14 protein-coding genes and 1 tRNA gene are annotated in these 13550 nt (G+C 39.7%); 11 read left to right on the forward strand and 4 right to left on the reverse strand.

Going from position 1 to position 13550, the window contains the following annotated elements:
- Nucleotides 1-14: 14 nt before the first annotated feature.
- The 4 genes from P255_RS08560 to surE form a co-directional block, all read right to left on the reverse strand.
- Nucleotides 15-90 (reverse strand) — tRNA-Asn (locus P255_RS08560).
- 500 nt (nucleotides 91-590) lie between these two features.
- Nucleotides 591-1520 (reverse strand): LysR family transcriptional regulator, encoded by a 930-nt coding sequence (locus P255_RS08565; RefSeq protein ID WP_004900315.1) that lies wholly within the window; start codon nucleotides 1518-1520, stop codon nucleotides 591-593.
- 82 nt (nucleotides 1521-1602) lie between these two features.
- Nucleotides 1603-2454 (reverse strand): peptidoglycan DD-metalloendopeptidase family protein, encoded by an 852-nt coding sequence (locus tag P255_RS08570; protein ID WP_004900311.1) that lies wholly within the window; start codon nucleotides 2452-2454, stop codon nucleotides 1603-1605.
- 130 nt (nucleotides 2455-2584) lie between these two features.
- Nucleotides 2585-3352: a 5'/3'-nucleotidase SurE gene (surE, locus tag P255_RS08575; RefSeq protein WP_004900308.1), complete on the reverse strand. Its 768-nt coding sequence runs from the start codon at nucleotides 3350-3352 to the stop codon at nucleotides 2585-2587.
- 91 nt (nucleotides 3353-3443) lie between these two features.
- Here surE and P255_RS08580 point away from each other — a divergent pair, with 91 nt between their 5' ends.
- The 11 genes from P255_RS08580 to P255_RS08630 all read left to right on the forward strand — a co-directional run bounded on the left by P255_RS08580 (nucleotide 3444) and on the right by P255_RS08630 (nucleotide 13277).
- Nucleotides 3444-3806 (forward strand): MCR_0457 family protein, encoded by a 363-nt coding sequence (locus tag P255_RS08580; protein WP_004900307.1) that lies wholly within the window; start codon nucleotides 3444-3446, stop codon nucleotides 3804-3806.
- 154 nt (nucleotides 3807-3960) lie between these two features.
- Nucleotides 3961-4359 carry an MCR_0457 family protein gene (locus tag P255_RS08585; protein ID WP_004900303.1) on the forward strand — a complete coding sequence of 133 codons (399 nt, stop codon included), beginning with the start codon at nucleotides 3961-3963 and terminating at the stop codon, nucleotides 4357-4359.
- Between the two features lie 110 nt (nucleotides 4360-4469).
- Nucleotides 4470-5618, forward strand: a complete 1149-nt coding sequence (dacC, locus tag P255_RS08590) for a D-alanyl-D-alanine carboxypeptidase PBP5/6 (protein WP_004900300.1) — start codon at nucleotides 4470-4472, stop codon at nucleotides 5616-5618.
- Nucleotides 5619-5712: 94 nt separating this feature from the next.
- Nucleotides 5713-6252, forward strand: coding sequence for a gamma carbonic anhydrase family protein (locus tag P255_RS08595; RefSeq protein WP_035365343.1), 540 nt, complete (start codon nucleotides 5713-5715; stop codon nucleotides 6250-6252).
- A 469-nt stretch (nucleotides 6253-6721) separates the two neighbouring features.
- Nucleotides 6722-7432: an outer membrane protein gene (locus P255_RS08600; RefSeq protein WP_004900294.1), complete on the forward strand. Its 711-nt coding sequence runs from the start codon at nucleotides 6722-6724 to the stop codon at nucleotides 7430-7432.
- A 365-nt stretch (nucleotides 7433-7797) separates the two neighbouring features.
- Nucleotides 7798-8286, forward strand: coding sequence for an NUDIX hydrolase (locus tag P255_RS08605; protein ID WP_004900292.1), 489 nt, complete (start codon nucleotides 7798-7800; stop codon nucleotides 8284-8286).
- A gap of 4 nt (nucleotides 8287-8290) precedes the next feature.
- Nucleotides 8291-9421, forward strand: coding sequence for a tRNA 2-thiouridine(34) synthase MnmA (mnmA, locus tag P255_RS08610; RefSeq protein WP_004900289.1), 1131 nt, complete (start codon nucleotides 8291-8293; stop codon nucleotides 9419-9421).
- Nucleotides 9422-9433: 12 nt separating this feature from the next.
- On the forward strand, nucleotides 9434-10171 hold the full coding sequence (gene hflD / locus P255_RS08615; protein WP_004900287.1) for a high frequency lysogenization protein HflD: 738 nt from the start codon (nucleotides 9434-9436) through the stop codon (nucleotides 10169-10171).
- Between the two features lie 47 nt (nucleotides 10172-10218).
- Entirely contained in the window at nucleotides 10219-11607 is a 1389-nt protein-coding gene (purB, locus tag P255_RS08620; RefSeq protein WP_004900285.1) for an adenylosuccinate lyase, read from the forward strand.
- 76 nt (nucleotides 11608-11683) lie between these two features.
- Nucleotides 11684-12325, forward strand: a complete 642-nt coding sequence (locus P255_RS08625; protein ID WP_004900283.1) for a DUF2238 domain-containing protein — start codon at nucleotides 11684-11686, stop codon at nucleotides 12323-12325.
- A gap of 262 nt (nucleotides 12326-12587) precedes the next feature.
- The gene (locus tag P255_RS08630; protein ID WP_004900280.1) at nucleotides 12588-13277 is read left to right on the forward strand and encodes a pirin family protein; all 690 of its coding nucleotides are present in this window, start codon (nucleotides 12588-12590) and stop codon (nucleotides 13275-13277) included.
- The last annotated feature ends 273 nt before the right edge of the window (nucleotides 13278-13550 follow it).

Raw genomic sequence — 13550 nt, forward strand, 5'->3', positions numbered from 1 at the left:
GGCTTTTTGAATCTTGGCTCTCCCACCTGGGATCGAACCAGGGACCTGCGGATTAACAGTCCGTCGCTCTACCGACTGAGCTATGGGAGAATCTAGAAGAGAATTCTAGAGATAAAACATGATACAGTCAAGAATTCTTATTTAAAAATATATATAAATCAATTAGGTGTTCTAAAAATAAGCAACAATTAAAGATTTAAACAGCTAAAAAAGGAGCCTTTATAGGAATAGCAATCCATAGATTGATGCAAATAAAAAACTGAGCCTAAATAAAGAGCATTACTGGCAAAATGTTTTAGCATAAAAAGTACATAAAATTTTGTTTACTCCCTGCTCTTCATTCATCCAATTTTTTCACGCTATAAAATGAAAGTAATATAAAAAAAGTATGAATTAGCCACATAAACGTAATATAAAAAAAGTATGGGTTGATTCCATACAAGAATAACTGTTAAAGAAGCTAGAAAAATAGTTGTAAAATTGATCAGGAATTATATTTTCAGAGATAGCATTTATCTTAAAAACACACAACGCCCAATGAAATTCATTAGGCGCTTCTATTTTAGGAGAAACATTAACATCATAATTGATCAAGAAGCTTCTTTATATAAACGTCCACCTGGGATCTGACTAAAATAGGCTTTCAAAGCTTCAATACAACGCTGGGTTTTCACTGAACGCTGTGCTAGCGGTGCAGCGACTGCATACAAGGTATAACTTGGTAATTTCCAGTCAGGTAAAACCTCGATCAACTCACCATTCATCAGCTCTTTTTGCACATCTAAATACAATACTCGAGCCAAACCCAAACCATTTTTACATAAGGCTTTGACTACACAAATATTATTACTACTCATTCGTGCTTTCATTTCCAGTTCAACACGTTGATCCGACAAATTGTGCTGAAAGAAAAACCGATGCCAATGCTGCATGCTATACACAGGCAAAATATTATGCTGTTTCAAATCTTCAGGAATATTGATTGACGCTGTTTGATTGAGATAATCTGCTGACGCCACCAACACTTGTTCGACCCGAGCCAAAGGAATGGTGTCGAAAGTCGTTTCTTCAATTTTTGGTGCCATACGCAAAGCGATATCAATATTATTTTTTTGTAAATCAATAAATTGAGTATCAACATCAAACTTTACGCTCAAACCGCGGTGTGCAAACAACCACTGAGATAGCGCTGGAATAATATGATTTGCGGCTAACTCAGGTGTTGTTGCGATGTGTAATTCACCAATCAGATCATCACGTAACTCATTCATACGAATCTTGCCACGTTCAGCTGCTGCGAGCATCTCTTTACAACTCTGATAAAATACCTGACCTTCTTCAGTCAAACTAAGTTTTCGAGTTGATCGATATAGCAGGATTGCATCCATCTCCTGCTCTAAAGAGCGAATTTGCTGACTGACAGCACTCGTAGTAATTCCCAACTCTCGGGCAGCACCACTAAAAGAGTTCTGTTTGACAACACAAGCAAACACTCCCATTGCTCGAAGTTGATCTAACATTACCTTCCCTCGGTATAAAAAAGCGTGATCTAATCATAATACGCCTGAATACCTGAAGAGAATTCAACTTTTGCATTAAGCTTTATGAATTTTTTGCAATGAGTTGCATTGGATCAATCGGTTTTCCGTCTGAGCGAATCTGAAATTCCAGCATCACACGGTCTGCTCCTGTTGAACCCATTTCGGCAATTTTCTGCCCTGCAGATACAGTCTGACCACTCTTAACCAGCATTTTGCTATTATGCGCATAAGCACTGATATAGCCATTGCTATGCCGAATTAAAATCAAATTCCCAAATTCTTTCAAACCGTTATCTGCATAAACAACTTGTCCCGCTGCGGTTGCAACGACAGGATCACCTTGCTGTCCACCAAAACGCACGCCTTTAATATTATTGGCAAGATTATAATTTTGAATAATTGGGTTCTGAGATGGAAGTATCCATTGCAAACCATTATTTACAGGGACTGGTGCAGTCTGAGTTTGTGTACGCGTTGCGGTTGGTGCTGCGACTAAAGTTGTAGTCGATGGCATAGGTAGTTCACGGCGCTGCACTCTTGGTGCAGTTTGCTGTGATATTCGGCTATTGGTGTGTGCCATCACTGGTGATGTTGTTGTGGAAGATGGCGCTGAGCCTTTTAATTTAAGTGACTGATGCACATAAATTGTATAAGGCGGTGCAATCCCATTCAAACGTGCGACTGTCACATAGTCTAATCCATAACGCGCCGCAATTCCGCTTAAGGTATCCCCAGAACGTACCGTATAGTAATTTGGGGCTGTAGCATGACTGTAGCGCGTTGCCTGAACCTGCGGTTTAGAGGCACATCCTGTAAATGCAACCATTGAAAATGCAGCGACAGATAAAAATAGTGGTTTCAACCACGTTGTTTGTTTTTGTTTTTTAACAAAATACTGTTGCAACACCTGCATCAACTTTCCTCTCTATCAAAGAAAATGTTCTATTCATGGGCTAAGATTACCAAAAAAAATTTGTGACACACCGAATTGATCCGATTTGTCACAAAGTCTCAACACAGCAGCACCAAGAAACCTCTTCACTTTAGACAAGCTGTTCGTGTAAATGCTGCAAGATTTGATAATTGGTTGCATCCATCTGAATAGGCGTGATGCTGACATAGCCATGATTGACTGCATAAAAATCGGATTGCAAATGATGTTCAGTTTTAGCAGGTTCAGCGACAGCTTCTCCTGAAAGGCCGATCCAGTACACCTGACGTCCACGCGGATCAACATGACTGCTAATCGGCTTAGATTGACGGCGACGCCCCTGATAAGTCACCAAAGCCCCTTTGAGTTCTGGCACATCGGGAATATTAATATTTAAAATATGTCGCTCAGGCAACTGAGGCAATCCTTGAGCAATAAAATCATGCACCCACTGTGCTGCCACCTGATAATCCTGTGCAGACTGGTAATTACGTACATGCGCACCAGACAATGACACTGCAATTGCAGGATGTGTTGTTAAACGTCCTTCAAATGCAGCCCCCACCGTACCAGAATAGAGCACATCATCACCCAAGTTAGCGCCACTATTAATACCGCTCACCACCAAATCAAACTCAACATCAAACAAACCATTCACTGCCAAGTAAACACAGTCTGCAGGCGTGCCATTGACCGCCCAAACATCAGGCATAATTTCAATAGGACATAGTGGGCGATCAAGCGTCAGTGCACTAGAAAATCCACTACGTTCAGATTCTGGTGCGACAATCACGACCCGACCTAAAGGCTTTAACGCTTGTGCTAAGGCTTGTATCCCTGGTGCAAATACACCATCATCATTGGCAATTAAAATATTCACAAAAAAACTCTTAGAAAAAAACTACTTGCTGATTTAAGCCTAGAAGTATATATATTGGCGCAATCGAATCCACTAAAAATTTGTGTGCAATATGATCTATTTTGCAAAACGTCTTTTCTGTGCAACTTTTACCTTGAGTATGATGTTATCTGCATCAGCAAATTCTGATTTCAGTCTAGAAGAACAAGAGAGCCTCACCAAAGGAGACCTCGCTTCTTTGCAGGTTTTATCGGAGCTATGTCATCAGGTCATCGGCAAACATCCACAATTTCAGCAAAATATGCAACGTTTGATCGACCAAAACCAGCATATTCTATCGCGCTCAAGATCTCTGCAAGAACTACCGCAAGATCACGAATATCAATCCTTGCTTGCAGAAAGCAAAAGTAATAGTCAGGAAATGAGCCAATCTGAATTAAAAGCGGCATGTGAAGAAGTGCTGAATGCCCAATAAGTACAAATTTTATTCATTTTACAAATTAAATTTAACTCACTGTTTTTATTTTAAAAAAATGAGTAAAAATACAGCTTTAATACAGTTTTCCTGCTGTTATTTTTGTTAAAAACAGGTAATCTTTGTACACTGTTTTAGTAATGATATTTAGCTCATGATCAAGTCGATTACACATAAATTAATAATTGGTTTACTTTGTGGTTCAAGCTTAGGCATCTCACTGGCTTATGCTGAAACGCCTACAGAAAAAATTGAAGTTACATCTGAACACAACGAAACAACCCCGGAAGAACTGGCTGCAATCGTTGTTCTATCTCAGCTATGCACAAGTTACGGTTTCAATAAAGACCCGAACTATCAGACAGGTTATGCAGCACTGGTCAAAGAAAACATGCCAGATGAAAAAGACCCTGTACAGGCATTAGAACAACGCGCTAAACAGAAAGATTTCCAAAAATATATTATTGAAGCGCAAAACGATGCCAAAAAGGCTGGTGAACAACAAAACAAAGATATTTGCGGTGAAATTTCGACCTTAAATAAAGATTCTTAATTTCGTTACAATACTCATCGAAATAAGCAAAGCTCGTGTCTAGAAGTCCACTTGGCTTTATCCTAAAATGCTAGACTTTGTTTGCCGCTACAACCACTGGAATATACAGAATGAGCCGAAAAAGTGCCTTTGCTGCCCTACTACTTTTACCATCCTTCTCATATGCAGCAACAGTCTTATCTTCGCCACCAGATTTAAATAATAAATCGTATGTGTTAATGGATTACGAAACGGGACAAGTGCTTGCTGCGAAGAATGAAAATGAAAAGCTAGCGCCTGCTTCCATGACCAAAATGATGACCAGCTACATCATTGAACAAAAATTACTTAAAGGTCAGCTCACCGAAGGTGAAAAAGTTCGCATGAACGAATCAGCATGGTGTCGAGGCAGCAGCACCGAATCATGTATGTATGTTCCTTTAAATGGCACGGCAACTGTGCTTGAAATGTTACGTGGTATTATTATTCAGTCAGGTAATGATGCCTCTAAAGCCATGGCTGAGCACATTGCGGGTAATGAAGGCACATTTGCCTATATGATGAACCAAGAAGCCAAACGCATTGGCATGAACAACACTCACTTCATGAATGCTACAGGTCTTCCTGCCGATGGTCATTACTCTAGTGCAAAAGATATGGCAATATTGGCACAGCACATTATTCATGATAGTGCCAAATATTACCCAATTTACTCAGAAAAAGCATTTGCGTTTAATGGTATTAAGCAAGGTAACCGTAACCCGCTGTTATATACAGACCCAAGTGTTGATGGTTTAAAAACAGGCCATACAGATGAAGCGGGTTACTGTTTGACGACATCAAGTAAACGTGGCCCAATGCGCTTAATCTCGGTGATTTTTGGTACACCAAGCGTCAACGAACGTGCATCACAAACTCGAGCATTATTGGCTTGGGGCTTTGCAAACTATGAAACTGTAAAAGTACAACCTGCCAATCAACCCCTTAAAAATGTTCGCGTCTGGTATGGCACAGAAAATGAAGTACCTGCAGGTTTAGCTGAAGACTTCAATGTAACTATGCCAAAAGGTCAGGCAAGTGCGATTAAAACCAGCTTACAGATTTCTTCTGAAGTCAATGCACCGCTTAAACAAGGTCAAACCATCGGTAAGTTAGTCGCAACTTTAGATGGCAAAGTCATTGCTGAAAAGCCTGTTGTCGCACTTAAAGCAGTCAATGAAGCAGGTTTCTTCTCTCGTTTGGTTGACCATATCAAACAATTCTTTAGCAAATTGTTCTAATTAAAAATATAACCTCAACAGAAGCATCCATGACATGATTATGGATGCTTTTTTTATTTTATACTCAAGCCTATTTCAAACACCGCCAGTCTACATGATGAATAATATCCGCCCCTATTTAGAACATACCCCTCAGGTTGATGACAGTTGTTATATTGATGCCATGTCAGTTGTGATTGGCGATGTACAACTTGCAGAAAATGTTTCGGTTTGGCCATTTGCCGTCATTCGTGGCGATGTCAACTCCATTCAAATTGGTAAAAACAGTAATGTGCAAGACCACTGCATGCTACATGTTAGCCATAAAAAACCAAGCAAGCCAAATGGTTCCCCATTGATTATCGGTGAAGATGTCACCATTGGACATCATGTGACATTACATGGTTGTGCCATTGGAAATCGGGTTCTGGTCGGCATCAATACTGTCATTCTTGATGATGTGATAATTGAAGACGATGTGATGATTGGTGCAGGCAGTCTAGTACCGCCACGCAAGCGCTTGGAAAGTAGTTATTTATATGTGGGTAGCCCAATCCAAAAGGTTAGACTGCTCACTGATGAAGAAAAAGCGTTCTTAGCTTACTCAGCTCGGCATTATGTGAAAGTGGCTGGTCATCATAAACAGAATCAATAGAAGCTAGGTGCATGAGACAATTCATCCAGAGCAGAATGCCTCTAGACGTCAACTGAAAGCAGAAGACTTCTTCATGTGGTTAATCACCAATGGGCTAGAGATAAAATAAGGAGGATATAAATCACAATATCCTCCCCTTATAACCAAATAGATAAGCTTCACTTAAAAATACAGCCGCTCAATTAAATTGCGATTTATCTTCTGCTGATTTTACAATTCATTTTTTTACGAACGCAGGCTAAAGTATTTAGCTCCAGATTGTTTTCAATGTGGCTCAACTTCGTTAAAAATATCTTCATATAATCAATATAAAACACTGATTTACAAATAATTTTTAAGAATATAATCCCTAATTTATATTTTTTAATTTTTCAAAAATCTTCGACAATAAAAGTTGATTTAACATCAAATACATTGTATAAAAAACAATCAACCCCGAATTACAATAATGTTATAAAGAGGTAGTAAAATGAAAATATTTAAATCTACAGCAGTGTCAGTATGTCTTGCGATTGTTGGTCTGGGTTCATCTGCGACTACATTAGCAAATAACAATTTTAGTGGTCCCTATATTGGTGTTGAAACTGCTTATATTCATGCTAATGATAAGGGAAAAGAATATGATGCAAATGGACTCAATGGTTATACTCAGAATTTAAAACCAGATGGTATGGGTGTAGGCATATTAGGAGGTTATAACTGGGCACTAGGTTCCAAAGCAATTGCCGGTCTGGAAGTTGGATATGATCACTATCGCGAAGCTGACGCGATTAGCGGTCAAAATTTTAATGGATCTTTAGACTGTGCTGTCACTTCATGTGAATTCAAAACGGATATTAAACAATCGTTGTCAGCTGTAGGTCGTTTGGGCTATTTAGTCACTAATAACATGTTAGTATATGGCTTATTTGGCTACTCAAGCGCAGAAATCCAACGTTCTCTTAATGTGGTTGGAGAGGGAAATACCTCTTCAGAAACCCATAAAAAATGGCAAGATGGCTGGGTCGCAGGCGCTGGGGTTGAGTACCTAGCCTCCAAAAATGTTTCTGTAAAACTCGAGTATCGTTATACCGACCTTGGCAATGCCAAATACCGTGCTGCAGCGTGGGGTGGAGGATATACAGAGAAATTTGATTATACCCAAGATCAAGTTCTACTCGGTGTAAACTACAGATTCTAATGATGTAATTAGAATTTAATCCATTACTTATCTATAGGCACTTAAAAAATTGATCTAAGTGCCTATTGTTTACGCTAAACACAAATCCAGCATAGCAACTGATTAATCACCTGAAGATTATTTATGGCTAACTCAATAAATATTATAAAAACATTTTTGAGAATTAAATTTTACTCACTCCTTGTACACAGTTAAGTTCAAATCGTTTCAAAAATTCGAATTGAAAATCATAGCCAGATGGATGAAGTATAAGAGGCGCCCAATCTAAAAATTTTTTAAAAATTATCGCAAACTCGAAGTCATCTCGACATAGCCATTCTCCACTAAATTTTGTAGAATACACCTTTTAAATCATGGTGCTTTTTATGACAGCTTGGGCAGCACATGTCACGGTTGCAACCGTTGTTGAAAAAAACGGTAAATTTCTGTTTGTTGAAGAACATTCGGAAGGGTTTACCCATCCTGTGTTTAACCAACCTGCAGGACATGTCGAAGCTGGCGAAACTTTAGTTGAAGCGGCCATTCGTGAAACACGCGAAGAAACGGGGCATGATATCCAAATCGATCATTTATTAGGCATTTATACCTATACTCCCCCAATGTTCCCAGATCGTACCTATTTTCGTTTCTGTTTTTTAGCACACATCGTCGAAGAGCATCCGCATGCCAAGCTCGATACAGGCATTATTCAAGCGACATGGCTATCTTTTGATGAATTGCAAAATTCTGGGCGCGCGCGCAGCCCTTTAGTCATTCAAGCGATTCAAGATAGTTTAACAGGTCATAAATATCCTTTATCCATGATTCATGAACACCCCTTCTCTCCCAATCTAACTTCAAATTTGGATGCCTAGTCCTATGCAACAACGTGTCATCGTCGGTATGTCTGGTGGTGTAGATTCTTCTGTTTCTGCTGCTTTACTTCTTCAACAAGGTTATCAGGTCGAAGGCTTGTTCATGAAGAACTGGGAAGAAGATGACGGAACAGAATACTGTACGGCACTTGAAGACCTTGCAGATGCCCAAGCCGTTGCAGATAAACTCGGTATTAAATTGCATACTGCAAACTTTGCCATGGAATATTGGGATCGTGTCTTTGAGCATTTCCTTGCCGAATATGCTGCAGGTCGTACCCCTAACCCAGATATTTTGTGTAATAAAGAAATTAAGTTCCGTGCATTTTTAGACCACGCCATCACTTTGGGCGCAGATTTTATTGCTACAGGTCATTATACTCGCCGTGGCGAAACTCAATACAACAGCAAAGGTGAAGCATATGCACCGTTGCTCCGTGGAGTTGACCAAAATAAAGACCAAAGTTATTTCCTGCATGCTGTTCATGGGCGCGAAATTAATAAAACTTTATTTCCAGTTGGTGAAATTGAGAAACCTCAAGTTCGCAAAATTGCCGCTGAACTTGACTTGGCAACCGCGAAGAAAAAAGATTCTACAGGGATTTGCTTTATTGGCGAGCGTCGTTTTAATGACTTCTTAAAACAGTATTTACCTGCACAACCTGGAAAAATTGTGCTGGAAAATGGTCAGGAAGTTGGTGAACATCACGGCTTAATGTACTATACACTGGGTCAACGTGGTGGGATTGGTCTAGGTGGAATGAAAGATGCACATGAAGGTGCATGGTTTGTTCTGCATAAAGATATAGACGGCAACCGCCTTGTGGTAGGTCAGGGACATGAAAACCCGCTGATGCAAAGTACCACGTTGTGGAGTGAAAAGATTGACTGGGTTGCAGGTGAGCAAGAAATTCCTGCAACTGGCTTACGTTGCACAGCTAAAACCCGTTATCGCCAGTCTGATCAGGCATGTACCATTTTTTATGACTCAAAGCATGAAGGTGTACGCGTAGAGTTTGATCAGCCACAGCGCGCTGTAACGCCAGGTCAAAGTGTTGTGTTTTATATCAATGACAACTGTTTAGGCGGCGGCGTGATTCATCATACCAATGCACCTAAACCTGCTTTTCTTTAGGAATTTTTAGGCATGGTTGATCTTCCCTTTCAACAGCCTCAACAATTAACCGTCCGTCAAAATCGTGTCTTGGCGTTAGCAGGGGTTTTTCAAGCGTCCCAGCTAACCCACATGACCGCAATGATGGGACTGAATAATATAGGCGAAAGTGGCAATTTTTATTTTGAACAATTGATTAAAGCCAGTTTAAATATCAGACCAGCCGAAAGCAATTCTTCACAAACACTCGATTTTTTTGCGCAGCTCACAGATTTATCGTTGGGTTTAAAAATTCTAGAGCAAAGTATCACCCAGCCTTTTACTCCGACGCCTAAAAGCAAGATTCCTAAACTTGCGACAGCCAAGCTACCAATGACCTATGCCATGTCATTATTACAGCTTGAAAAGAAAGTTTACCGTAACCATGATTTTGTCCAGAAAATTTCAAAGTCCCAGCAACAAATTCTTAAACAGCTTTCCTTTTTTGACCAGAATTATTTACATCCCAGCATTTTAGCTAACCTTGCACAAACCTATGTGGAAACCGCAGGGCAAATCAACCCGCGCATTTTAGTTCGTGGCAATGCTGAAGCTTTTAAAGATACCCAACATACCAACCGAATCCGTGCTTCGTTATTTACAGGTCTGCAAATGGCGCACCTGTGGCGACAGCTCGGTGGTAGCTCATTGCAGCTAATATTCGGTAAACGCAAACTTTTGCAAGAGATCCAAGCACTTGCACAAATGCAATATGAGCTTGGTCAAATTTAATCCCGTTTTTTGTTTTAGGTGTTTTGCACCACATTGAAGGAAACTTTATGAACGCTTTAACTGCACTCTCACCTTTAGATGGACGTTATGCCAGTAAGTGTGATGCTTTACGTCCTTATTTATCTGAGTTTGGTTTAATTCATGCGCGTGTAACTGTTGAAGTCCGTTGGTTGCAAGCACTTGCAAAACACCCTGAAATTATTGAAGTGAATGAATTCAGTGCGGCAACCAATCAAGCTTTGGATGCGATTGTTACTGATTTTTCAGAAGCAGATGCGCTACGCATTAAAGAAATCGAACGTACCACCAATCACGATGTAAAAGCAGTTGAGTATTTCTTAAAAGAGAAAATCGCACACATCGATGAACTTAAAAATGCAGGCGAATTCATTCACTTTGCATGTACATCTGAAGACATCAACAACTTGTCGCATGCATTGATGTTGAAAAATGGCCGTGACGTTTTAGTTGCTGCCATGCAACAAATCATCGATTCAATCGTTGAATTGGCAGAACAACATGCAGAACAACCAATGTTGTCTCGTACACATGGTCAAACTGCAAGCCCAACGACTTTGGGTAAAGAAATGGCGAACGTAGCTTACCGTTTAGCGCGCCAAATCAAACAATTCAAACAAGTTGAATTGCTTGGCAAAATTAACGGTGCAGTTGGTAACTATAATGCTCACCTTTCTGCTTACCCAGAAATTAACTGGCCTGCTCATTCTCAAGCCTTTGTTGAGTCTTTAGGTTTAACTTTTAACCCTTACACCACTCAGATCGAACCACATGACTACATGGCGGAACTTTTTGATGCGCTACGTCGTTTCAATACTATCTTGATCGATTTTAACCGTGATGTATGGGGTTACATTTCTTTAGGTTTCTTCAAACAACGCTTAAAAGAAGGTGAAGTTGGTTCTTCAACCATGCCACATAAAGTTAACCCAATTGACTTTGAAAACTCTGAAGGTAACTTGGGTATTGCCAATGCAGTATTGGCACACTTGGGCGAAAAATTACCAATCTCTCGTTGGCAGCGTGACTTAACTGACTCGACTGTACTTCGTAACATGGGTGTTGGTTTCGCACAAAGCTTAATCGCATTTGAAGCATGTTCTAAAGGTATTGGTAAACTTGAGTTAAATGCTACACGTATTCTTGAAGATCTTGATCATGCTCAAGAAGTACTTGCTGAACCAATTCAAACTGTAATGCGTCGTTACAACATTGAAAAACCTTACGAAAAATTGAAAGCATTAACTCGTGGTCAGGCAATGACTCGTGAAATGATGGTGAACTTCGTCAAAGGTGATGAACTTGCTCAAGTTCCAAGCGAAGAACGTGCTCGCCTTGCTGAGTTAACACCTGCAACTTATACAGGCAATGCTGCTGAACAGGCAAAACAAATTAAAACGTTAATCAACAAACTTTAAGTTTTAAACGATTTTAGTTCAAAAAAGCGAAGCCTCGGCTTCGCTTTTTCCCTTTATAAGGCAAAATACACAGAATATGCTCGAACAAAAATACACTTTTAAACACGCCATCATATTTACAATACTCGCAGCCACGTTGGTTATTGCGAGTATTCATCCACTTCAATATCCTGATTATCTACTGCATCAGGCGGGCACAGTGTTTATGTTGATTGCTCTGTGCTATTGCTTTAAAAAAATTGGGCTTAATTTTCTGAGTTTTAGTTTCTATATTGGTTTTCTGATTATTCATATAGTCGGAGCGCATTATTTATATTCCTATGTCCCCTACAATGACTGGATCAAACACCTACTAGGTTTTGATTTAAATACCAGTATGCATTGGTCACGCAATATGTATGATCGTTTAGTCCATTTTGCTTATGGCTTTTTGCTATATCCCTTTTTTAAACGCCTATTTCAAGCAACATTCCCTCAAGCCAGCGCATATCAGCTATGTTTTTTAGTTATTCAATTGGTCATGGCGTCTAGCATGCTATATGAACTGATTGAATGGTGGATTGCCATTCATCTTTCTCCTGAAGCTGCCGAAAATTATAATGGACAACAAGGTGATGTTTGGGATGCCCATAAAGACATGCTGCTTGCCACGATTGGCAGCGTAGTATTTGCAGGGATTGATTTAATGTTGACGAAATTCGGTCAAAAGAAAGTATAAGCTAAAAGCAATCCCCATTCAGATGCGATAGACGAATAATATGATCTTATAAAGTCGTACATATCGCCTTGTTCCCTCATCATCTTAATCTCTGATCAAGCTACTTTCTCAATGGCAACTTATTAAGTTCTAGCTCAGGTATACCACACCCTTATTGTTTCATTTTTAGGATATTTAGTTGTATTTAACAGCATTTATCACATTTTATAAAACGCCTAAAATAAGCCATAGACAACATGAAATGTCATGTGGAGACAAAATTATGCAAAGTTATTTACATCGCAGTGAAGAACGTGGGCACGTCAAAGCAGGCTGGCTTGATACTTATCACAGTTTTTCATTTGGTAGTTGGTACAATCCAGACTATATGGGCGTAAGTGTTTTGCGTGTCATCAATGATGATACGATTGCTGCTCACAATGGCTTTGGCACACACCCACACGACAACATGGAAATCTTGACTTGCGTGCTGAAAGGTACAATTAGCCATAAAGATACTATGGGTAATCAGACCCAGATTTCTGCGGGTGAATGGCAACTTATGAGCGCAGGCACAGGTATTCAACACAGTGAAATTAATCAGGGCGATGAAGCTGTACATATGCTGCAAATCTGGATTCATCCGAATGTCCGAAATGCTGAGCCAAACTATCAGCAAATCCAGTGCGATCCACAGCAACAACCCAATCAATGGCACTTGATTGTTGGAAGTCAAAATGCACCGATGGTGATTCGACAAGATGCCGAAGTTAAAGCGGCTTATTTGACAGAAGGCCATCAGCTTGGCGCCCATGCTACACATACACTGAATTATGTACATGTCATTTCTGGGCAAGTCATGATTGGTGAACAATTGGTTGGTGCGGGTGATGCCCTACTTTTTGCAGAAGATGCTCAAGTACAGGCTCTACAAGACACTCAAATGATCTGGTTTGACTTGCCGCAAGCTTGAAGCAAAAAAGTGCCCTAACATCGTTATCACCAGTTAAGGAGATGTTCTATCATCTCCTTAACTTTCTATTTAGCTCAAAGTTAAATTTTTTATCATCTTAAACAGGATAATTTTGTGTTCTGTGACATAAAAAGTAAAATCGAGACAAAGGATACATCTTTACAAGCAAATTCTTTTTCACAAAAATCGGCGAATTTCTTCATTTAAACATTAATCATAAAAACAGCAGTTTTTAGAAAATTTTTTGCCTCAAACAGTCGTAGTCGTAGATAG

The sequence above is a fragment of the Acinetobacter brisouii CIP 110357 genome, from assembly GCF_000488275.1.
Classification (GTDB): Bacteria; Pseudomonadota; Gammaproteobacteria; order Pseudomonadales; family Moraxellaceae; genus Acinetobacter; species Acinetobacter brisouii.

Excerpts from the sequence above, each read along its gene's own strand:
- P255_RS08580 (WP_004900307.1), top strand. The coding sequence starts at position 3,444 with ATGATCTATTTTGCAAAACGTCTTTTCTGTGCAACTTTTACCTTGAGT.
- P255_RS08630 (WP_004900280.1), top strand. The coding sequence starts at position 12,588 with ATGCAAAGTTATTTACATCGCAGTGAAGAACGTGGGCACGTCAAAGCA.
- P255_RS08600 (WP_004900294.1), top strand. The coding sequence starts at position 6,722 with ATGAAAATATTTAAATCTACAGCAGTGTCAGTATGTCTTGCGATTGTT.
- dacC (WP_004900300.1), top strand. The coding sequence starts at position 4,470 with ATGAGCCGAAAAAGTGCCTTTGCTGCCCTACTACTTTTACCATCCTTC.
- P255_RS08585 (WP_004900303.1), top strand. The coding sequence starts at position 3,961 with ATGATCAAGTCGATTACACATAAATTAATAATTGGTTTACTTTGTGGT.
- purB (WP_004900285.1), top strand. The coding sequence starts at position 10,219 with ATGAACGCTTTAACTGCACTCTCACCTTTAGATGGACGTTATGCCAGT.
- P255_RS08570 (WP_004900311.1), bottom strand. The coding sequence starts at position 2,454 with ATGCAGGTGTTGCAACAGTATTTTGTTAAAAAACAAAAACAAACAACG.
- P255_RS08565 (WP_004900315.1), bottom strand. The coding sequence starts at position 1,520 with ATGTTAGATCAACTTCGAGCAATGGGAGTGTTTGCTTGTGTTGTCAAA.
- hflD (WP_004900287.1), top strand. The coding sequence starts at position 9,434 with ATGGTTGATCTTCCCTTTCAACAGCCTCAACAATTAACCGTCCGTCAA.
- P255_RS08595 (WP_035365343.1), top strand. The coding sequence starts at position 5,713 with ATGATGAATAATATCCGCCCCTATTTAGAACATACCCCTCAGGTTGAT.
- mnmA (WP_004900289.1), top strand. The coding sequence starts at position 8,291 with ATGCAACAACGTGTCATCGTCGGTATGTCTGGTGGTGTAGATTCTTCT.
- P255_RS08605 (WP_004900292.1), top strand. The coding sequence starts at position 7,798 with ATGACAGCTTGGGCAGCACATGTCACGGTTGCAACCGTTGTTGAAAAA.
- P255_RS08625 (WP_004900283.1), top strand. The coding sequence starts at position 11,684 with ATGCTCGAACAAAAATACACTTTTAAACACGCCATCATATTTACAATA.